Annotated in this window: 15 protein-coding genes; 9 read left to right on the forward strand and 6 right to left on the reverse strand. The window is 67.0% G+C overall.

Annotated features, from left to right (window positions below; translation table 11 throughout):
- Positions 1 to 362 precede the first annotated feature (362 nt).
- Genes F622_RS0102735 through F622_RS0102745 form a run of 3 tightly spaced genes read left to right on the forward strand, consistent with a single transcriptional unit; the run spans position 363 to position 3014 of the window.
- The gene (locus F622_RS0102735; RefSeq protein ID WP_019571273.1) at positions 363 to 1343 is read left to right on the forward strand and encodes an RluA family pseudouridine synthase; all 981 of its coding nucleotides are present in this window, start codon (positions 363 to 365) and stop codon (positions 1341 to 1343) included.
- Positions 1340 to 2035: an HAD family hydrolase gene (locus F622_RS0102740; RefSeq protein ID WP_018176822.1), complete on the forward strand. Its 696-nt coding sequence runs from the start codon at positions 1340 to 1342 to the stop codon at positions 2033 to 2035. Before F622_RS0102735 ends, F622_RS0102740 begins: the two co-directional genes overlap by 4 nt.
- A 13-nt stretch (positions 2036 to 2048) precedes the next feature.
- A complete protein-coding gene (locus F622_RS0102745) occupies positions 2049 to 3014 on the forward strand; it encodes a S49 family peptidase (RefSeq protein WP_019571274.1) in 966 nt (321 codons plus the stop codon).
- Positions 3015 to 3044: 30 nt separating this feature from the next.
- Here F622_RS0102745 and F622_RS0102750 read toward each other — a convergent pair whose 3' ends face one another.
- The 5 genes from F622_RS0102750 to F622_RS0102770 all read right to left on the reverse strand — a co-directional run bounded on the left by F622_RS0102750 (position 3045) and on the right by F622_RS0102770 (position 9719).
- A complete protein-coding gene (locus tag F622_RS0102750) occupies positions 3045 to 3722 on the reverse strand; it encodes a CsiV family protein (protein ID WP_018937614.1) in 678 nt (225 codons plus the stop codon).
- Positions 3723 to 7193, reverse strand: a complete 3471-nt coding sequence (mfd, locus tag F622_RS0102755) for a transcription-repair coupling factor (protein ID WP_018145722.1) — start codon at positions 7191 to 7193, stop codon at positions 3723 to 3725.
- A 204-nt stretch (positions 7194 to 7397) separates the two neighbouring features.
- The gene (locus F622_RS0102760) at positions 7398 to 8294 is read right to left on the reverse strand and encodes a carbon-nitrogen hydrolase (protein ID WP_018176821.1); all 897 of its coding nucleotides are present in this window, start codon (positions 8292 to 8294) and stop codon (positions 7398 to 7400) included.
- Between the two features lie 22 nt (positions 8295 to 8316).
- Positions 8317 to 9390 carry an agmatine/peptidylarginine deiminase gene (locus tag F622_RS0102765; protein ID WP_018176820.1) on the reverse strand — a complete coding sequence of 358 codons (1074 nt, stop codon included), beginning with the start codon at positions 9388 to 9390 and terminating at the stop codon, positions 8317 to 8319.
- On the reverse strand, positions 9387 to 9719 hold the full coding sequence (locus F622_RS0102770; RefSeq protein ID WP_018176819.1) for a hypothetical protein: 333 nt from the start codon (positions 9717 to 9719) through the stop codon (positions 9387 to 9389). Before F622_RS0102770 ends, F622_RS0102765 begins: the two co-directional genes overlap by 4 nt.
- Positions 9720 to 9863: 144 nt before the next feature.
- Here F622_RS0102770 and F622_RS0102775 point away from each other — a divergent pair, with 144 nt between their 5' ends.
- Both F622_RS0102775 and F622_RS0102780 read left to right on the forward strand, forming a co-directional pair.
- Positions 9864 to 11114 (forward strand): lipoprotein-releasing ABC transporter permease subunit, encoded by a 1251-nt coding sequence (locus tag F622_RS0102775; protein WP_018145718.1) that lies wholly within the window; start codon positions 9864 to 9866, stop codon positions 11112 to 11114.
- Positions 11107 to 11829 (forward strand): ABC transporter ATP-binding protein, encoded by a 723-nt coding sequence (locus tag F622_RS0102780; protein WP_018176818.1) that lies wholly within the window; start codon positions 11107 to 11109, stop codon positions 11827 to 11829. Before F622_RS0102775 ends, F622_RS0102780 begins: the two co-directional genes overlap by 8 nt.
- A 61-nt stretch (positions 11830 to 11890) precedes the next feature.
- On the opposite strand, the gene F622_RS0102785 is transcribed toward F622_RS0102780, so the two are convergent.
- Positions 11891 to 12487, reverse strand: a complete 597-nt coding sequence (locus F622_RS0102785; protein ID WP_018176817.1) for a DUF2062 domain-containing protein — start codon at positions 12485 to 12487, stop codon at positions 11891 to 11893.
- Between the two features lie 146 nt (positions 12488 to 12633).
- On the opposite strand from F622_RS0102785, the gene F622_RS13355 reads away from it, so the two are divergent.
- From F622_RS13355 to serC, 4 genes are all read left to right on the forward strand, one after another.
- On the forward strand, positions 12634 to 15012 hold the full coding sequence (locus F622_RS13355) for a DNA internalization-related competence protein ComEC/Rec2 (RefSeq protein ID WP_155997094.1): 2379 nt from the start codon (positions 12634 to 12636) through the stop codon (positions 15010 to 15012).
- Between the two features lie 4 nt (positions 15013 to 15016).
- A complete protein-coding gene (gene mtnA, locus F622_RS0102795) occupies positions 15017 to 16093 on the forward strand; it encodes an S-methyl-5-thioribose-1-phosphate isomerase (protein ID WP_019571276.1) in 1077 nt (358 codons plus the stop codon).
- 142 nt (positions 16094 to 16235) lie between these two features.
- Positions 16236 to 18863: a DNA gyrase subunit A gene (gyrA, locus tag F622_RS0102800; RefSeq protein WP_018951432.1), complete on the forward strand. Its 2628-nt coding sequence runs from the start codon at positions 16236 to 16238 to the stop codon at positions 18861 to 18863.
- Positions 18860 to 19939, forward strand: coding sequence for a 3-phosphoserine/phosphohydroxythreonine transaminase (gene serC / locus F622_RS0102805; protein ID WP_018937605.1), 1080 nt, complete (start codon positions 18860 to 18862; stop codon positions 19937 to 19939). The genes gyrA and serC overlap by 4 nt, the downstream gene beginning before the upstream one ends.
- Position 19940: the final 1 nt, after the last annotated feature.

Below are 19940 nucleotides of genomic sequence, written 5' to 3' on the forward strand. Positions count from 1 at the left end.
GCACGGCAACGCTTGCGCACGCGTGCTCGCAGCGGCGGCGCGTAGCACAAGCCAACGCGCCAGCCAGGTGTTCACCAGCAACCACGGGATCAGTCGCCTGCGGGAGGCGTAGCCGGGGAGACAGGACTGGGTTAGAAGAAATAGCGTCACAGTGTCGCTTTGTGGCGATGGCCCTTCGACCGGAGGCTGCGTTCAGCCTGTGGATCGAAGCGGCGGGTGATTCGAGGCGCGTTGCAGGCGTAGCACAGCAACGTACCGTGGGCCAATGTAGGGCATAACCCCCCGTCCGGGCAAGTTTTTCCGCCCGCAAGGGGGATGGGTGCAGTAGCCCGGTGAGCGCGGCTCCGGTAGCATCCCGCGCCATGAAAGCAACGCGCGAACCCTCCGGCCCACGTACCTTCCAGGTCACCGAGCGTGGTGACGGTCAGCGGCTCGACAACTTCCTGCTCCGCGAACTGAAGGGCGTGCCCAAGGGCCTGATCTACCGCCTGGTCCGTCAGGGTGCCGTGCGGGTGGATGGGCGCCGGGCCAAGGCCCACAAGCGCCTGGCGGTCGGCAACGAGGTCCGGGTGCCGGATCTGGATCGACCGGAGGCGGCCAGCAGCGAGATCCCGCCGAAGGTACTGGACCGGTTGCGTCGGGCGATTATCCACGAGGATGACGATGTGCTGGTGCTGGACAAGCCGTCCGGCCTGGCGGTGCACGGCGGGAGCGGGCTGGCGTTTGGCATTATCGAGGCGATGCGCCAGTTACGGCCGGATATCGAGCTGGAACTGGGGCACCGCCTGGATCGCGAGACCAGTGGCTGCCTGCTGCTGGCCAAGCGCCGCTCGGCGCTGCAAGAGTTCCATGCCGCGTTGCGTGAAGGGCGGGTCGAGAAGCGCTACCTGGCGCTGCTGGTGGGGCAGTTCGCGGGCGGACAGACCATCGAATGCGATGCCCCGGTCGCCAGTGGCCGACAGGAAGACGGCCGCCGCCGGATGCGTGCGGGCGAGACCGACAGCGACGGGCCGCGGGCACGGGAAGCCCGGAGCGTCTTTGTGCCGCTGGAGGCGCACGGTGCCTTCCAGTTGGCGGGGGTGAAGATCGGGACCGGCCGCACGCACCAGATTCGCGTCCACGGTCAGTCGATCGGCCATCCGGTGGGGGGCGATCACGACTACGGCTTGCCGGATGCCAATCGCAGCCTGCGGCGCCATGGGCTGAAACGGCTGTTCCTGCACGCACAGGCACTGGCATACCAGTCGGCGGACGGCGAGCGACATATCTTCTCCGCCCCGTTGCCGGACGAGCTGACCGCGGTGCTCGCGAGCCTGGATGCCGGAGGCGAGGACGACGCATGATGACCCCGTTGCTGCCACCGGAGGAGGGCGACCTGCGCCTGGTTGTGTTTGACTGGGATGGAACGCTGATGGACTCGCCTCGCCGGATCGTGCACTGCCTGCAGCGTGCGGCGAAGGATACCGGTGCCCCGGTGCGGGACGAGGCGACGCTGCGCAATATTATCGGGCTCGGGGTTCAGGCAGCGGTCCGCGAGCTCTACCCGGACGCCGATGATGCCTTCGTGCAGCACTTTTCCGACACCTATCGCGAGTGTTATCTGGCGGCTGACGATGCCCCGGAGACCCCGCTGTTCGCCGGCGTGAGCGACCTGCTCGACTGGCTGGATGCGCGCGAGATCCTGCTGGCCGTGGCGACCAGCAAATCGCGACGGGGACTGGACCAGGCCCTGGAGGCGACCGGTCTGGGCAGGTACTTCATGGCAACCGCCACGGGCGATGAATACCCGTCGAAGCCGAATCCGTCCATGCTCCAGTCCGTGATGGGGCGCGCGGGGGTGGAACCGGCCCGCACGCGCATGGTCGGTGATAGCGTTTATGATCTCGAAATGGCGCGGCATGCTGGAGTACCGGCCGTGGCTGTCACCCACGGGGTGCATTCGCCGGAACGCCTGAGTGACGAATCCCCCCTGGCCTTGCAGCCGGATCTGGAATCGCTGCTTGAGGCGTTCCGGCGGGCTGAAGGTACAACTTAGAAAAGGAATGACGATGGGCTGGGCGAACGAGAACAAACCGGGCTGGGAACGCGAGGCCCTGGAGAACCTGGTCCAGGCACAGGTGATCGAGCAACGCCGGGCCCGACGCTGGGGCATCTTCTTCAAGCTGTTGTTCTTCTTCTACCTGGTCGCGCTGCTGATCCTGGTGCGCGGCGGCGATCTGGGGCTTTCGGGGATGTTCGAGAGCGAACGCGAGCCCACCGAACACGTGGCCGTGGTCGAAGTCGAGGGGCTGATTGCCTCCAGCGCGGCGGCCAATGCCGAGGACATCTCCAAGGTGCTGAAAGAGGCCTTCGAGGCGGCTGGCACCCAGGCGGTAATGCTGCGTATCAACAGCGGGGGCGGAAGCCCGGTGCAGGCCGCCAACGTGCACGACGAGATCCTGCGGCTAAAGGAGAAGCACGCGGATATCCCCGTGTATGCGGTCATTGGGGATGTGGGCGCCTCGGCGGCCTATTACATCGCGGTAGCGGCGGACGAGATCTATGCCAGCCAGGCCAGCATGGTGGGTTCGATCGGCGTGCGCATGGACAGCTTCGGGCTCGTGGATCTGATCGACAACATCGGTGTGGAACGACGGCTGTTCACCGCCGGCGAGAACAAGGGGTTCCTGGACCCGTTCCTGCCCTTGGACGATGACCATGTGAATCACCTCGACGGGGTGCTGCAGGGCGTGCACGAGCAGTTCGTGGAGGTGGTGCGTGCCGGTCGTGGCGATCGTCTGGTCGAACACGACGATCTGTTCAACGGCCTGATCTGGACGGGCGATCGATCGGTGGAGCTCGGCCTGATCGATGGCATCGGCACGGACCGCAGCGTGGCGCGCGACGTGATCGGTGTGGAGAAGATGGTGGAGTTCAAGCCGCGGCGCAGCGCGCTGCAGTTGCTGTTCGAAGACCTCGGCATGGCGGCCTTCCAGCAATGGATGAGCTGGGAGACCACGCCGCAGTGGCGCTGAGGCGCGCTGGCCGGCCTCCCAGTCTGCGGGTCAGCTGCGATCGATGCGGGTGACGCGGGCGATCATGCCGATCACCGGATGGTCCAGGTAGAACAGTTCGTCGCCGGAGTTCATGCGCTGGCTGCCGCGTACCGTTATCGCGCGCGGCGGCTGGTCCCCCTGCGGTTCCTCGACGTGGTAGATCAGGTCGGTCTCCAGGTGCAGGAATCGCCCCACCCAGATACGCAGTCGGCCCTCCAGCTCGAAGCGTTCGTCCTGTTCCTCCATGAGCGGACGCGGCATCCGGTCGGCCTCGTCGCGCAGAAGATCACGCGTACCGATTCGCCGTCCTTGCTGCACTCGCAGCCAGGGGGCGGAGGCGTGGTCGCGTCCGGTCTGATCCCAGGCCAGGCTCGCCAGGATGCGCCCGGCGCCGGAGTCCTCCACCCGGCGCACCACGCGTTGCAGTTCAAAGCCCTTGCGTGAGTCGCGATAGATCCGCCCGCCCAGTTCGGATTCGCCGAGCATGGCCTCGCGCGGCGCGGCGAGCTCCATCTGCAGCCGACGGCTCTCGTCCGTGCGATGCTCGAAGATCACCAGTTCGATGCGATACTGGCGCCCGGCCTGTGCCAGGGCCGGTCCCGTGGCGCCAGCCAGGGGCAGGGCGGCCAGTCCGCCCAGCAGGCGGCGTCGAAGGGGGTTGTGGGATTCGGATGGGTCGTTGCGCATTCAGGCGGCCTGTTGTTCGGGGCTGATGGTGTTCAAGAGGCGCAGGACGGCCTGCGCCCGAGCCTCCAGTGTCTCCATCGGCGCAAAGAAGCGGAAGGCCTTCTGGCCATCCAGTTTGTACATTTGCGGATCGGATTGCACCAGCTGGATCAGGGCCGCGATGTCCAGATTGGGACTCGGGCCAAAAACCAGGCGTCCGCCAGCAGGGCCCAGTTCCAGCTTGCGTATCCCGAGCGGGGTCAGCTTCAGCCGCAGACGGGCGGCCTCGAACAGGGCCTTGGCCGGGTCCGGAAGCAGGCCGAAACGGTCCACCAGTTCGACTTCAAGCTCGCGAAGGGCATCGGAGGTCGGTGCGCTGCTGATGCGCTTGTAGAGGATCAGCCGGGTGTGCACGTCGGGTACGTAGTCGCCCGGGAGCAGGGCGGGCAGGCCCAGTTCCACCTCGGTCCCGGTGGCCGCGGGCCCTTCGAGTTCCGGCATATTGCCGGAGCGCAGGGCATTCACGGCGCGGTTGAGCAGGTCGTTGTACATCGAGAATCCAACCTCGTGGATCTGCCCGCTCTGCTCGTCGCCGAGCAGCTCGCCGGCACCCCGAATCTCCAGGTCGTGGCTGGCCAGGGTGAAGCCGACGCCCAGGTCCTCCAGCGATGCGATGGCCTCCAGCCGTTTCTTGGCGTCGGCGGACATGGCCTTCTCAGGCGGCGTGATCAGGTAGGCGTAGGCGCGGTGGTGGGAACGCCCGACGCGGCCGCGCAACTGGTGCATCTGTGCCAGGCCCAGCTTGTCCGCACGGTTCATTATGATGGTGTTCGCGGTGGGGACGTCGATGCCGGTCTCGATGATGGTGGTGCACACCAGGATGTTGTAGCGCCGGTGATAGAAGTCGAGCATCACCTGTTCCAGTTCGCGCTCGCGCATCTGCCCGTGGGCAATGCCGACCCGCGCCCCGGGCAACAGCTCCTGCAGGCCCTGGGCAGTGCGTTCGATTGTGTTGACCTCGTTGTGCACGAAGTACACCTGGCCCCCGCGCCGGATCTCGCGCAGGCAGGCCTCCTGGATGATGGCGTCGTTCCATTCGTTGACGAAGGTCTTGATCGCCAGGCGGTCGCGCGGTGGTGTGGTGATCACCGACAGGTCGCGCAGGCCGGCCAGGGCCATGTTCAGGGTGCGCGGGATCGGCGTGGCGGTCAGCGTGAGCATGTCGACCTCGGCGCGCATCTTCTTCAGCGCCTCCTTGTGGCGCACGCCAAAGCGCTGTTCCTCGTCGACGATCACCAGCCCGAGGTTCGAGAAGTCCAGGTTGGCCTGCAGCAGCTTGTGGGTGCCGATCACGATGTCGACCTTGCCGTCTTTCAGGCCCTCCAGTACGGCGGCCTGCTGCTTGGCGCTGCGAAAGCGTGACAGCGACTCGATGTGGACTGGCCAGTCGGCGAAGCGGTCGGTGAAGTTCTGGTGGTGCTGCTGGGCGAGCAGGGTGGTCGGGACCAGGACCACGACCTGCTTGTTGTTCTGCACCGCGACGAAGGCGGCGCGCATCGCGACCTCGGTCTTGCCGAAGCCCACGTCGCCACAGATCACGCGATCCATGGGGCGGGTGTCGGCCATGTCCGCGAGCACGGCGTCGATGGCCTGTTGCTGATCCAGGGTCTCCTCGAACGGGAACCCGGCGGCGAAGGCGTGATACTCGGCGGTGTCGGTAGCGAAGACCGTGCCCTGTTTCGCCGCGCGCCGGGCATGAATGTCGAGCAGTTCGACGGCCACGTCCCGCGCCTTTTCCGCCGCCTTCTTGCGCGCCTTGCCCCATTGCTCGCTGCCGAGCCGGTGCAGGGGGGCGTGCTCGGCATCCGCGCCGGTATACCGGCTGATGAGGTGCAGCGAGGACACGGGGACATAGAGCTTGGCCTCGTCGGCGTACTCGAGCGTCAGGAACTCCGAAGGCTGGCCGTTGAAGTCCAGGGTCTGCAGCCCGAGATAACGGCCGACGCCCTGTTCCTCGTGGACCACCGGTGCACCGATGGTCAGGTCGCTGAGGTTCTGGATGACCGCGTCTGCGTCCCGCGTGGTGCGGTTGCGTCCGCGGGTCTGGCGCGCGCGCTCTCCGAGCAGGGCGGCCTCGGGGGCGACGGCCACACCCTCGGGCAGCACGAAGCCCTCGCCGAGCGCGGCCACGGTGACGTACAGGCCGGGTTCGGCGGTGAGGAAGGCGTCCCAGTCGTCCACGGCATGATGGGGTACGGCCTGGTCCCGCAACAGCGTCAGCAGGGCCTCGCGGCGACCGGCGGATTCCGCGGTCAGGAGCACGCGCTGTTGCCCCTCGACAAAGACCTTCAGGGGCTGGGCTGGATCGTCGCGGCCCTGCTGCATGCCGAGTTCCGGCAGCGCGTCGCAGGCAAATGCGATGTCCGCGCCGCGTCCCGCGGGGAGCGGGGCGGCCGGGTCGCCCAAGGCAATGCCGGAGTGCTCGCGCAGTGCGCCGGCCAGGCCGTCGACGTCCAGGTAGAGCCGTTCGGGCGGCAGCAGCGGTCGATCATACTGATGGCTGAGCTGTTCAAAGCGGTCATGGATCTCCTGGGCGAACTCCTCGGCTGCCCCGGCGATGTTGCCGACCTGCACCATCTGGACCTCGGGGCAGTAGTCGAACACCGTGTCCATGCCCTCGAAGAACAGCGGCAGGTAGGCCTCGATACCCGGCGGGACCAGGCCCTCGCTGATGTCGCGGTAGATCGGGTGCTTGGCGGGATCGCCTGAGAAATGCGCCCGGTAGCGGGTGCGGAATTCGCTGATGGAGGTATCGTTCAGCGGGAATTCGTGGCTGGGCAGGATCTCCAGTCGCTCGACCTTTTCGGTGGAGCGCTGCGACTCGGGGTCGAAGCGGCGCAGGGAGTCGATCTCGTCATCCAGGAACTCGATGCGCACGGGTTCGTCCGCGCCCATCGGAAACAGGTCGAGAATCTCCCCGCGGGCGGCGAATTCGCCATGGCTGATGACCTGCTGAACGGCGCTGTACCCGGCCTCGGTGAGGTTCTCGCGCAGGGTCATGCGGTCCAGGCGCTGGCCGGTTTGCAGCGAAAGGCCCTGGGTGGTCAGCCAGTCGCGCGGCGGCAGGCGCTGCATCAGGGTCGAGACCGGCATCAACACGATCCCGCGTTCCAGCCCCGGCAGGTGGTACAGCGTGCGCAGGCGTTCGGAGATGATGTCCTCGTGCGGGGAGAAGACATCGAACGGCAGGGTCTCCCAGTCCGGCAGGCGCAGCAGCGGCAGGTCGTGGTCGCCGGCGAAGAACTCCCACTCTTCCTGCCAGCGGTCGGCCGCCTCGTTGGATTCCGTGATCACCAGAAGTGGCCGGGCGAACTCGCCGGCGTTCCGCGAAAGTGCGAGCGTCGCCGCCGAGGCATTGAGCCCCGACCACACCTCGAAGCCGGAGCCGGGGAGGCGGCCGGGATGGAGCGGGTTGCGCCGTTGTTCGGACATGGGCCTGTTGTTCGGTCGGGAGGGGCGGAAAGGGCCGCGATTATACGGATTCCGCCTGACGGGTGCGCGTGAGCCAGAGGACGCCCTGACGAATCGGTTTGTGCTGTGTGAGGCTGAAGGGCGTTTTTGCGGCGGAGGGCATGGAGATCACGGAGAAGGCCGGGGATTACCTGGGGCGGATCGCGCTAGTGGGTGTTGATCACCTCAGGTGGGATCGATGTAGCGTTGCAGGATCGGGCCGTAGGCATCGATGCGGCGATCGCGGAGAAAAGGCCACTGGCGGCGTACGGCCTCGGTCCGGCCGCGATCCAGCTCGACGGTGAGGATCTCCGGCTGCGCTTCGCCGGCGCGGGCCAGGATCTCGCCCTGGGGCCCCGCGACGAAGCTTGTGCCCCAGAAGTTCGCCCCGGGCGCGTGTCCGGAGGGGTCCGGTTCGTGCCCCGTGCGGTTGCAGGCGATCACCGGCAGGTTGTTGGCAACGGCGTGGCCGCGCTGGACGGTCATCCATGCGTCCTGCTGCCGGGCCTGTTCCTCGGGCGTGTCCTGCGGGTCCCAGCCAATGGCGGTGGGATAGATCAGTAGCTCGGCGCCGGACAACGCCATGATGCGGGCGGCCTCCGGGTACCACTGGTCCCAGCAGACCAGGACCCCGAGGCGACCGACCGAAGTGTCGATGGGGACGAAGCCGGTGTCCCCCGGGGTGAAATAGTACTTCTCGTAATAGCCGGGATCGTCCGGGATGTGCATCTTGCGGTAGGCGCCAACCGGGCGGCCGTCGGTTTCGAAGACCACTGCGGTGTTGTGATAGAGGCCCGGGGCGCGACGCTCGAACAGGGAGCCGACCAGGACCACGCCGTTGTCCCGTGCCATTGCGCCCAGGCGCTCGCAGCTCGGGCCCGGGATCGCCTCGGCAAGGTCGAAGGTGGCGAGGTCCTCGGTCTGGCAGAAGTAGGGGCCGGTGTGCAACTCGGCCAATACGACCAGGCGGGCACCGTTCGCGGCGGCCTCGGTGACCGCGGCCGCGGTGGCGTCGAGATTGGCGTCGACGCTCCCGGCATCGCGGTGCTGGATCAGGGCGACGGATAATGGGTCGTTGGGCATGGCGGGTGCTCGGTGCAGAAGGTTATTCCTGCGGGATGCCGAGGGCGGCCGCAGGGTATTGCATGGTCAGGCAGTGCAGGCTGCCCCCCTGGCGAATGATCGCCCGGCAGTCGATCTCCACGATCTCGCGTCCCGGAAAGGCCCCGGCGAGCCGGTCTCGGGCGACGGCATCGGCGGGATCATCGTAGACCGGAAGGAGCACCGCACCGTTCAGAATCAGGAAGTTCGCATAGGTGGCGGCCAGCCGTCGGCCGTCCTCGACGATGGGGGCCGGCCAAGGGAGCGGGATCAGGCGGTAGGGCTCTCCGGAGGTCTGGCGCAGGGCCCGGAGTTCCTGTTCCATCGCCTGCAGTTCGGGGTGATGGGGGTCCTGCGGATCGTCGCACTGGACGTAGGCGATCGTATCGCGGGCGCAGAAGCGGGCCAGCGTGTCGATATGGGCATCCGTGTCGTCGCCCTCCAGCTGCCCGTGTTCCAGCCAGAGGATCCGTTCGGCACCCAGCCATTCGCCGAGGCGCTGTTCCAGCCCGGTGCGATCCAGATCGGGGTTGCGGGTGCTGGAGAGCAGGCAGCGCGTTGTAGTGAGCAGTGTGCCGGCGCCGTCGGATTCGATCGACCCGCCTTCGAGGATCAGCCCGGTGGGTTCCGGTACACAGCTGCCGAATACGCCCTGGCTGGCCAGGGCCCGAGTGATCGCATCGTCCAGATCGGCGGGGTATTTGCCGCCCCAGCCGTTGAAGGTAAAGTCCAGCAGGCGTGGCTGATTGCCGTCGAATACCGTGATGGCGCCATGGTCGCGCGCCCAGGTGTCGTTACTCGAGGCCAGGGCAAACCACAGCCGGTCGGGCCGGATGGCGGTCTCGGTCAGGAAGCCGGAGATCTCCTCGATGTGCTCGGGATCGCGCGCGACGATGATGACCGGCTCGTACTGGCTGATGCTCGCGGCAATGGTGGCAAATACCGGGTGCACCTGATCCAGGACGGGTGCCCAGTCCGTGGCGTCATGCGGCCAGGTCAGCTGGATCGCACCCTGGGGCTCCCACTCGGCGGGGAGGCGGCGTTTGGGCGGCACCGGGGTGGCGTCCCCGGTACTCATGGACGGTCGGAGCGGGATCCGTTGCGCACTGCGCTGTGCAGGACGTACTCGCCCTCGAAGAACACTGAGAAGTCGGCATAGTCCCAGCGTGTGATCGGCGGATCGCCCACGGTGGCGTGGCGTTGTTCCGGCTCGCCGTGCTGGCGGATGACCGCTGACTGGCTTTGACCACGGGTTGGGGCCCCTTCACGTTCCTTTACGGTGAACCCCCCTTCGGGGCTGCGCAGGATGTCGGCCGAGGCGGTGGCCAAGGCCCCGGCGAAAAGCGCCAGTACAAGGGCGCTGGCCGCGGCGCGCACGGTGCTGCCCCGGCGTGCGCCGGACTTCAAGGTGGGGTTCGCTGCGTTGCATTTCCCTGGCATGACCAACTCTCCGTTTGCTGGATGGCTCCATGGTAGCGTCAACCGCGACGCCATGCCTCCCCCGAGGCTTCCCCTATAGGCGCGACCCGGTATCTCTGGCATGCTTTCGCGATGTTTCGCCCCCTGACCCTTGCCATCGGCCTGCGCTATACGCGTGCCAAGCGGCGTAACCACTTCATCTCGTTCATCTCGGTGGTGTCGATCATCGGGCTGGTGCTCGGCGTGATGGCGCTGATCACCGTGTTGTCGGTGATGAACGGGTTCGAGCGCGAATTGCGCGAGCGCATCCTGGGGATGGCCTCGCATGCGACCATCGGTGAGGCCAACGGAGGGCTGCGTGACTGGGAGCGCCTGCAGCGCGAGGCGCCGGAGATCGATGACCGGGTGGTGGCCGCGGCCCCTTATGTTCAGGGCGAGGCGATGCTGAGTGCGCGCGGGAACATCTCCGGGGCGTTGATCCGCGGTGTGGAGCCGGAGGCGGAAGAACGGGTTGCGCGCATCGGTGAGCACATGATCCGCGGCGAGCTGGGGAGCCTGGAGGGCGGTCGCTATCGCGTCGTGCTCGGGCGCGAACTGGCGGCGGAACTGCGTGTGCAGGTCGGAGATTCGATCATCCTGATGGCTCCCCAGGCCTCGGTCTCGCCGGCCGGGGTGATGCCGCGCATGCGGCGCTTCGAGGTGTCCGGCCTGTTCGAGGTCGGCATGTATGAATACGACCGGGGGACTGCCTTCATCCATCTGGAGGATGCCCAGGCGGTGTTCCAGATGGGCGATCAGGTGACCGGGCTGCGGCTGCGGCTGACCGACATGATGCAGGCCGGGGTGATTGCACGCGACGTGGCGGCGCAGCTGGACGGGCTTTTCCGGGTGTCCGACTGGACCCGTCAGCACGCGAATCTGTTCCGCGCCATCCAGATGGAGAAGATGGTGATGTTCATCATCCTCTCGCTGATTGTGGCGGTCGCAGCCTTCAATATCGTCTCGACCCTGATCATGCTGGTGACCGACAAGCAGGGGGATATCGCGATCCTGCGAACGCTCGGGTTGTCGCCCGCAGGCATCATGGTGATCTTCATGGTCCAGGGGGTCGTGATCGGGGCGATCGGCATCCTCTTGGGTACCGCGGCCGGGGTCGCGCTGGCGTCCAATATCGATGTCGTCGTGCCCTTTATCGAGCGGCTGGTGGGCGTCGAATTCCTGTCCGCCGAAGTCTATTACATCAGTGACTTGCCATCTGAACTTAAACTGTCGGATGTTCTACGGGTCGGCATTCTGGGCTTCCTGCTGACGGTCGTGGCCACACTGTTCCCGGCCTGGCGCGCGGCCCGTACCCAGCCGGCGGAGGCGCTGCGCTATGACTGACCACGAGACCCCGGTCCTCGAGGCCTTGGGCGTGGAACGCCGTTTCCGCGACGGCAAGCTGGATGTGGCCGTGCTGACCGGGGTCGATTTCGCCCTGCAGCCGGGGGACCAGACCGCGATCATCGGTGCCTCGGGCAGCGGCAAGAGCACCCTGCTGCACCTGCTCGGTGGTCTGGACCGGCCGACGGCCGGCGAGGTGCGCTTGCTGGGCACGGACTGGACCCGCATGAGCGAGGCGCGGCGCGGGCACCTGCGCAACCAGCATCTGGGGTTCGTTTATCAGTTCCACCACCTGTTGCCGGAACTGACGGCCGCCGAGAATGTGGCCCTGCCACTGCTGATCCGGCGGATGTCCAACCGCAAGGCGCGGGAGGAGGCCCGCCACTGGCTGCAGCAGGTGGATCTGGGTCACCGCCTGGAGCACAAGCCTTCGGAGCTCTCCGGTGGCGAGCGTCAGCGGGTCGCGATCGCCCGTGCGTTGGTCACCCGACCCTCGGCCATCCTGGCGGATGAGCCGACCGGGAACCTGGACCAGGAGCGGGCAGCGCAGGTGTTCGAGCTGCTGCGCGCGATGAATCGCTCCACCGGCACCGCGCTGGCCCTGGTTACCCACGACATCACCCTGGCGCGCGAGCTGGACCGCTCGGTCCAGCTGGTCAAGGGACACCTCGAGCCGGAGGTCTTCGACGGCCAATTGGCGGCGGTCCACGAATAGGCCCCCGTGCAGCGCGCATCCGCGCGCCTGGCAGCATCGGACCCTGAACGGGCTCGGTTGATCAGTCCAACGGCGGTTGCTTCTTGTTCGATTTTTCCTCTTCGCTGCGTTCCGCGGCTTCGCGTTCCGCCAGTTCCTTGCGCAACCGCCGCAGATAACGGCGGCTGCGCACGCGCTGGACCACGTTCAGCCGCCACAGGAAGCGGACGAGCAAATAACCCGACAGGCTCGCGACCGAGCCCAGCAGGACGCTCCCCAGGAGCAGGGGCTGCCAGATGGTCAGTAACTCCGTGCTGAACCACTCCCAGCTCCAGTCCAGGCGGATATCGCGACGGGGTTCGTCCAGAAGCTTGCGCCCGATCGTGTAGGCCGTATACAACATGGGCGGCATGGTGATCGGGTTGGAGATCCAGACCAGGATCACCGAAATCGGCAGATTGACGCGGACGATAATGGCCACGGCCGCCGCGATCAGCATCTGCATGGGCAGTGGCAGGAAGGTCACGAAGAGCCCCACGGCAAACGCACCAGCCACGGAGCGGCGGTTCAGATGCCACAGATCCGGCGACCCCAGACGCGGCCCCAGCGGGGCGAGCGCCTTGTGCCCACGCATGCGCTCCATGCCTGGAAACATCTTCTTGATGATGTGTCTTGCCATGTTCCGGGTTGCCGATGGTGCGCCTGGCGCGGGCTCGCGACCGCGCATGTGGGTTCCATTCTCGCTGATTTGGGCCGGCGAATGCCCGTGTCGCCCGGCACGTGGGTCTTGGGCCACGCGGTTGGCCGGGCGTTCAGGGCCTCAACGTGACCGCTTTCACCCTCGGACTTCTGGTCACGGCGTGGTGGCTACACCGGGTACCGGAGCCGCTTCCGATGGCCCCGGGTCTGCTGCTCGCGCTGCTCGTGGTCACCGCAGGCGCTAGCGCCGGCCTGCGACGCTACGGCTACCGGGCCACTGTGCCATGGGCGATGGCGCTGGGTGGGGTGGTCGCGTGGGGGAGCGTCTCCATGACCGCGAACCTCTGGCTCGAGGAGGCCTTGGCGCCTTCGCTTGCGGGAGAAGAGGTCACCGTTCTTGCCACGGTCACCAGTTTGCCGGAACACGCCGGGCATCGCAGCCGGTTCCGGGTCACGGTGGAGGCGGTCATCGCGGGGCCGGAAGAATTCGCTGCCCGTGAACTCCTGGTGACGGCGTATCCGGCGCGGCCTGAGGTCGAGGCAGGCACACGCGGCCAGATGATCCTGCGCCTGCGCCCGGCCGAAGGGCCCGCGAATCCTGGCGGATTCGATCGCGCGGGGTGGTTTTACCGCGAGGGCCTGCATGGCTCCGCGACGTTGCTTGATCTGGAGTCGATCGGGAACGGAGTGTCGGCCGCACCGGCACGGCCCTGGCGGGCCGACTTGCACCGCGTCCGCGGCTGGCTGCGCGGGCGGCTGGAAGTCGCGGCCCCGGAGTTGCGCCATCCGGGGCTGGTGCAGGCCCTGGTCATTGGCGACCGTCAGGGGATGACCGCGCCGGAATGGCAGGCCTTTCTGCGCACCGGAACCAACCACCTGATGGCGATCTCCGGCTTGCATGTAGGGCTGGTTGCCGGTTTTGTCGGGTTGCTGTCGGGGTTGGTCTGGAGCGGTTTGTTGCCGCTGCAACGGGGTCTGCGGAAGGCGGCCTTCATGGCGCTGGCCGGTCTGGCGGGGGCTGCGGTGTATGCCGCGTTGGCCGGCTTCAGCATCCCGACCCAACGGGCGTTGATCATGCTCGCGGCCTTCATGGCGGCCCTGTTGTGGCGCCGCGAGGCGTTCGCCTGGCGAGGTCTGATGCTAGCCGCGATCGCGGTCGTGCTGTGGCAGCCGACGAGTGTACTGGCCCCCGGTTTCTGGTTTTCGTTTGGCGCGGTCGCGGTCATTCTTCTGTTGTTGCAGGGGCGCTCGGGGCGTCCGGGCTGGCGCGAGGCGGGGAGTATCCAGGTGATGCTGGCACTGGCGATGCTCCCGCTCAGTCTCGCCTGGTTCCAGTTGGGTTCGTGGGTCGCGCCGGTGGCCAACCTGGTGGCAGTGCCCGTGATCAGCCTGCTGGTGCTGCCGGTGTTGCTGGTCGGGGCAGGGCTGGCCGCCTTGTGGGACCCCTTGGGGCAGCCGTTCCTGCACGCGGGCGACGGCGTACTGGCTCTGCTCGTCGGGTTGCTGGATCTCCTGTCCGGATTGCCCGTGCTGGTGGACGAGCGGCGGGTCCCGCTGGCTGCGAGCCTGCTGGGCGGGCTCGCGGTGCTCGTGGCCTTGCAGCCGCGGCTGCGTCTGGGTGCCCTGTGGGTCGTGCTCGCAGGCATGCCGCTGGCCTTGCCCATGCGACCGGATATCGAGCCGGGTGCCGTGCACGTCCTCCTGCTGGATGTCGGGAACGGGCAGTCGGCCTTGCTGCAGACGCGTAACCACAACCTGTTGTTCGATGCGGGTCCCGGGCGTGCGGGTGGCTACAGCGCGGGTGAGCAGATTGTGGTCCCGACCCTTCGGGCCGAGGGGGTGCGCCGGCTGGATCGCATGATCCTCAGCCACGAACACGCCGCGCACGCCGGAGGCAGCGCCGGGGTCCGGGATTCCATACCCGTGGTCGAGACCCTGCGACGGGTGCCGGCAGAGGCCGATGAGCGGGCGTGCGAGGTCGGAGAGCGCTGGGAATGGGACGCGGTGCGATTCGAAGTGCTGCACCCGCCGCCCGGATGGGATGGCAGCGCCTCGGCCTCCTGCGTGCTGGCGGTGGAGACGGCCGGTGGCGTCCGTCTGCTGCTGACGGGCGGGCTCGGAGGACTGGGCGAGGCAGTGCTGATGCGTGATGTGCCGGACGGGCGTGCCAGTGATCTTCTGGTGCTGCCGCGCGGGGCTGGCACGGGCAGCTTGAGCCGGGGCTGGCTGGTGGATGCGCCGCCGCGCATCGCCTGGGCGAGTACCGATGGGCGCGGGCGCGGTCTGGAGGCCGCTGTCCGCGAACGTCTGAAGGCGGCCTGTGTGCCACTGCAGGAGACCGGGCTGCATGGCGCCTTGCGCCTGGAAGCGAACTCGGAGCTGGAGGTGGGGCCCGGTCATCGAGCCCGCCACCGGAGGCTCTGGCAGCCTGCGCCCTTGCCACCCTTGCGCGGGCAGGAGGGTTGCACCCCCCACGCCGACGGACGAGACACGCTGGTAGAATGACCGGATGAATCGCGAACATTCCGACAACATCCGTCCCATCCGCTTCCGCGAGGGCGCGCTCCAGTTGCTGGACCAGCGCCGCCTCCCGCAGGAGAGCGTCTGGCAAACCTATCAGGACGCGCCCGCCGTGGCCGTGGCGATCCGCGACATGGTCGTGCGCGGGGCGCCGGCGATCGGCATCACGGCGGCATTCGGTGTGGTGCTGGCTTGCCAGCGCGCGGCAGGTCAGCACGACTGGCGTGCGCGGGTGGCCGCCGATATCGAGACCCTGCGCGGTTCGCGCCCGACAGCGGTGAATCTGTTCTGGGCGCTGGATCGCATGCAGGCGGTCGTGGCCGCCAGCCAGTCAGTAGATGCGGCCGTGAGCGAGACCCGGGCGGTAGCCGAGCGGATGCTGGAGGCGGACATTGCCGGCAATCGGCAATTGGGCGCCCTGGGTGCGCAATTGATCGAGCCGGGGCGTGGCGTGCTGACCCACTGCAATACGGGTTCGCTGGCAACCGGGGGCTATGGCACCGCGCTCGGTGTGATCCGGGCCGCCTGGGATGCCGGGCGTATCAAGGAGGTGTTTGCCGACGAGACCCGCCCCTGGCTGCAAGGCAGCCGACTGACCGCCTGGGAACTGGTGCACGACGGTATTCCGGTGCAGGTGCTGTGCGAGGGTGCGGCGGCCAGCCTGTTGCGCTCCGGCCGGGTGGGCTGGGTGATCGTCGGGGCGGACCGGATTGCCGCCAACGGCGATACCGCCAACAAGATCGGCACCTATGGCCTGGCGTTGCTGGCGCGGGCCCACGGGGTGCGTTTCATGGTTGCGGCGCCCGTGGCGACCATCGACTTCGAGATGGCAGACGGATCGGGCATCCCCATCGAGCAGCGCGGCGAGGACGAGGTGCTGGCGCTGGCCGGCCAGCGCGTGGCCGCCGACGGTGCGCGCGGATACAACCCGGCCTTTGACGTGACCCCGGCGGACCTGATCGATGCCATCGTCACCGAACGCGGTGTGGTCGAGGCCCCGACGCGGGAGCGCCTGGCCACACTGCGCGAGCCCGCGGCCGCGGAATCCGCCACGACCGGGGCCTGACACCCGGGAAAATGGGCCCGGCACAGGCCGGTGTCGGGCCTGAGAGCCTCGGAGAACCGTTTTGAGGGGAGAAAAGGGCGCCCCCAGTGGTTACCCCTGTGGTATCATCGCGAGCTTGTTCAGACGGACGGCGTAACCCTCGATGGCTGAATTTGCCAAGGAAGTTTTTCCGGTCAATCTCGAAGACGAGATGCAGCAGTCTTACCTCGATTATGCGATGAGCGTAATCGTGGGCCGGGCCCTCCCCGATGTCCGTGACGGCCTCAAGCCGGTCCATCGCCGCGTGCTCTACGCGATGCGCGAGCTGGGCAACGACTACAACAAGCCGTACAAGAAGTCGGCGCGTGTGGTCGGTGACGTGATCGGTAAATACCACCCGCATGGCGACTCCGCCGTCTACGACGCCATCGTGCGCATGGCGCAGCCGTTCTCGATGCGCTACATGCTCGCAGACGGGCAGGGCAACTTCGGTTCCATCGACGGCGACTCGCCGGCGGCCATGCGCTACACCGAGGTGCGCATGGCGCGCATCGCGGCCGAGCTGCTGGCCGATATCGAAAAGGAAACGGTCGACTTTACCGACAACTACGACGGCTCCGAGAGCGAGCCGGCCGTGTTGCCGAGCAAGTTTCCCAACCTGCTGGTTAATGGTTCCGCCGGCATCGCGGTGGGGATGGCGACCAATATCCCGCCGCACAACCTGCGCGAGGTCGTCAACGCCTGCGTGGCGCTGATCGATGACCCCGATATCTCCATCGACGGCCTGATGGAACACGTGCCGGCGCCGGATTTCCCCACCGCCGGCATCATCAACGGCATCGATGGCGTGCGCGAGGCCTATCGGACCGGTCGCGGCCGGGTCCTGATCCGGGCGCGCTCGCACGTGGAGCCGCTGGAAGGCGGCCAGCGCGAGGCGATTGTCGTCACCGAGCTGCCCTACCAGGTGAACAAGGCGCGTCTGACCGAGAAGATCGCCGAGCTGGTGAAGGAAAAGCGCATGGAGGGCATCTCCGAGCTGCGCGACGAGTCGGACAAGGACGGCATGCGCCTGGTCATCGAGCTCAAGCGTGGCGAGATGGCCGAGGTGGTCCTGAACCACCTCTACATGCACACCCAGATGCAGAATGTCTTCGGCATCAATATGGTCGCGCTGGTAGATGGCCAGCCGAAGGTGCTGGATCTGCGCCAGGTGCTGCGGGCCTTCCTGCGTCATCGCCGCGAGGTGGTGACCCGGCGCACGATCTTTGATCTGCGCAAGGCGCGCGAGCGCGCCCACATCCTGGAAGGCCTGGCGATTGCGCTGGCCAATATCGATCCAGTGATCGAATTGATCCGTGCCGCGCCGAACCCGGCCGAGGCCAAGGCCGGGCTGCTGGCGCGCGCCTGGCCGCTGGGCGTGGTCAGCGACATGCTCGATCGCGCCGGGGCCAGTGCCTCGCGTCCCGAGGACATGGCGCCGGAATATGGCGTGAGCGAGGATGGTTATCGGCTGTCGGAGGCCCAGGCCCAGGCGATCCTGGATCTGCGTCTGCACCGGCTCACCGGGCTGGAACAGGACAAGATCCTCGACGAATACCGCGACCTTCTGGAGCTGATCGAAGACCTCCTGGATATCCTCGGGTCGGGCGACCGCCTGCAACAGGAAATCCGCAACGAACTGCTGGGGGTGGCCGAGCAGTTCGGCGACGAACGCCGTAGCGAGATCCGCGCGCGCCAGGCCAACCTGACGCTGGAGGACCTGATTGGCGAGGAAGACGTGGTCGTCACGCTTTCGCACGCCGGCTACGTGAAGTACCAGCCCGTGGCCGACTACCGCGCCCAGCGCCGGGGCGGTCGCGGCAAGGCGGCGACCAGCTTCAAGGAAGAGGATTTCATCGACCGGCTGGTGGTGGCCAATACGCACGACACGATCCTGTGCTTCTCCAGCCGCGGCCGGGTGTACTGGCTGAAGGTCTACGAGTTGCCGCAGGGGTCGCGGGCCGCGCGCGGCAAGCCGATCGTCAATCTGCTTCCGCTGGAAGCGGATGAACGCATCAGCACGATCCTTCCAGTGCGCGAGTACGACCCGGATCACTATGTGTTCATGGTGACCGCGCAGGGAACGGTGAAGAAGACCCCGCTGACGGATTTCTCGCGCCGTCGTGCCTCCGGCATCATCGCGGTGGATCTGCGCGAGGGAGATCATCTGGTCGATGTCTCCCTGACCGACGGCACCCTCGACGTGATGCTGGTGACCACGGCCGGCAAGGCCGTGCGTTTCCACGAGAGCGACGTGCGCGCCATGGGGCGGACGGCCTGCGGCGTGCGCGGCGTGCGCATGGAGGATGACCAGCGGGTGATCGCGCTGCTGAATGTCGACGAGGGATCGGCGCTGCTGGCGACCGAACACGGTTACGGCAAGCGCACCCGTTTCGACGAATTCCCGGTGCATCGCCGTGGTGGCCAGGGCGTGATCGCGATCCAGACCGAGGGCCGCAATGGCCTGCTGGTCGGGGCAGCACGGGTGCTGGACGACGACGAGGTCATGCTGATCACCAATGGCGGGACGCTGGTGCGGACACCGATCGACCAGATTCCATTGATCGGTCGCAACACGCAGGGCGTGCGTCTGATCCGTCTCGATGAAGACGAAAACCTGGTCGAGCTCGCCCGGGTCGCCCAGTTGCAAGGCGAGGACGGCGTCGAAGACGATGAAGAGCCCGGTCAATCGGAAATCGGGACGGACCCGGAGACGGGTCCCGAATCCAGTGACGATGGAGAACAGGCATGACGCGAGTGATGAACTTCAGCGCGGGGCCGGCGGCCCTGCCTCAGGCGGTGCTCGAACGGGCGCGTGACGAGCTGCTGGACTTCCGCGGGTCCGGGATGTCCGTGATGGAGATGAGCCACCGCGGCAAGCCCTTCATGGCCGTGGCCGAGAAGGCCGAGCAGGACCTGCGCACGCTGATGGACATCCCCGACAACTACACGGTGTTGTTCCTGCAGGGCGGGGCGACCGGGCAGTTTGCCGCCATCCCGATGAACCTGGCGAATGGCCGGGGTATGGACTACATCGATACCGGGGCCTGGTCCGGCAAGGCAATCAAGGAGGCTCAGAAGTACGGGCCGGTGAATATCGTGGCCAGCTCGCAAGCGAGCGGGTACGACTCGATCCCGGATCGCGCCTCGTGGAACCTGGATCCGAACGCCGCCTACGTGCACTACACCCCGAACGAGACCATCGGCGGGGTCGAGTTTCCGGAAATTCCGGATGTGGGCGACGTACCGCTGGTGGCGGACATGTCCTCCACCATCCTGTCGCGTCCGATCGATGTGTCGAAGTTCGGCGTGATCTATGCCGGGGCGCAGAAGAACATCGGTCCGGCTGGCCTGACCGTGGTGATCGTGCGCAATGACCTGCTGGAGCGCGACAAGGGCAACGTGCCGGCGGTGCTGGACTGGGCGCTGCAGGCCAAGAACGATTCGATGTACAACACCCCGCCGACCTTTGGCTGGTACCTGGCCGGGCTGGTGTTCGAATGGTTGCTGGAGCAGGGCGGCCTGGAGAGCATGGGCAAGACCAACCAGCGCAAGGCCGCCAAGCTGTACCAGTACATCGACAACTCCGCCTTCTATCGCAACCCGGTCGAGCCCACGGCCCGGTCGTGGATGAATGTGCCGTTTATCCTGGCGGACGATTCCCTCGACGGGACGTTCCTCAACGAGGCGGATGCGGCCGGCCTGTCCTCGTTGAAGGGACATCGCTCGGTGGGCGGGATGCGCGCAAGTATCTATAACGCTGTGCCGGAAAGCTCCGTGGATGCCCTGATCGATTTCATGGCGGACTTCGAGAACCGCCACGCCTGAT

Source organism: Thioalkalivibrio sp. ALMg3 (assembly GCF_000381225.1).
GTDB classification, from domain to species: Bacteria; Pseudomonadota; Gammaproteobacteria; order Ectothiorhodospirales; family Ectothiorhodospiraceae; genus Thioalkalivibrio; species Thioalkalivibrio versutus.

Coding starts and splice junctions, on each gene's coding strand:
- F622_RS0102745 (WP_019571274.1), top strand. CDS start 2,049: ATGGGCTGGGCGAACGAGAACAAACCGGGCTGGGAACGCGAGGCCCTG.
- mfd (WP_018145722.1), bottom strand. CDS start 7,193: ATGTCCGAACAACGGCGCAACCCGCTCCATCCCGGCCGCCTCCCCGGC.
- F622_RS0102740 (WP_018176822.1), top strand. CDS start 1,340: ATGATGACCCCGTTGCTGCCACCGGAGGAGGGCGACCTGCGCCTGGTT.
- F622_RS0102760 (WP_018176821.1), bottom strand. CDS start 8,294: ATGCCCAACGACCCATTATCCGTCGCCCTGATCCAGCACCGCGATGCC.
- F622_RS0102780 (WP_018176818.1), top strand. CDS start 11,107: ATGACTGACCACGAGACCCCGGTCCTCGAGGCCTTGGGCGTGGAACGC.
- F622_RS0102775 (WP_018145718.1), top strand. CDS start 9,864: ATGTTTCGCCCCCTGACCCTTGCCATCGGCCTGCGCTATACGCGTGCC.
- serC (WP_018937605.1), top strand. CDS start 18,860: ATGACGCGAGTGATGAACTTCAGCGCGGGGCCGGCGGCCCTGCCTCAG.
- F622_RS0102735 (WP_019571273.1), top strand. CDS start 363: ATGAAAGCAACGCGCGAACCCTCCGGCCCACGTACCTTCCAGGTCACC.
- F622_RS0102785 (WP_018176817.1), bottom strand. CDS start 12,487: ATGGCAAGACACATCATCAAGAAGATGTTTCCAGGCATGGAGCGCATG.
- F622_RS0102765 (WP_018176820.1), bottom strand. CDS start 9,390: ATGAGTACCGGGGACGCCACCCCGGTGCCGCCCAAACGCCGCCTCCCC.
- gyrA (WP_018951432.1), top strand. CDS start 16,236: ATGGCTGAATTTGCCAAGGAAGTTTTTCCGGTCAATCTCGAAGACGAG.
- mtnA (WP_019571276.1), top strand. CDS start 15,017: ATGAATCGCGAACATTCCGACAACATCCGTCCCATCCGCTTCCGCGAG.
- F622_RS0102750 (WP_018937614.1), bottom strand. CDS start 3,722: ATGCGCAACGACCCATCCGAATCCCACAACCCCCTTCGACGCCGCCTG.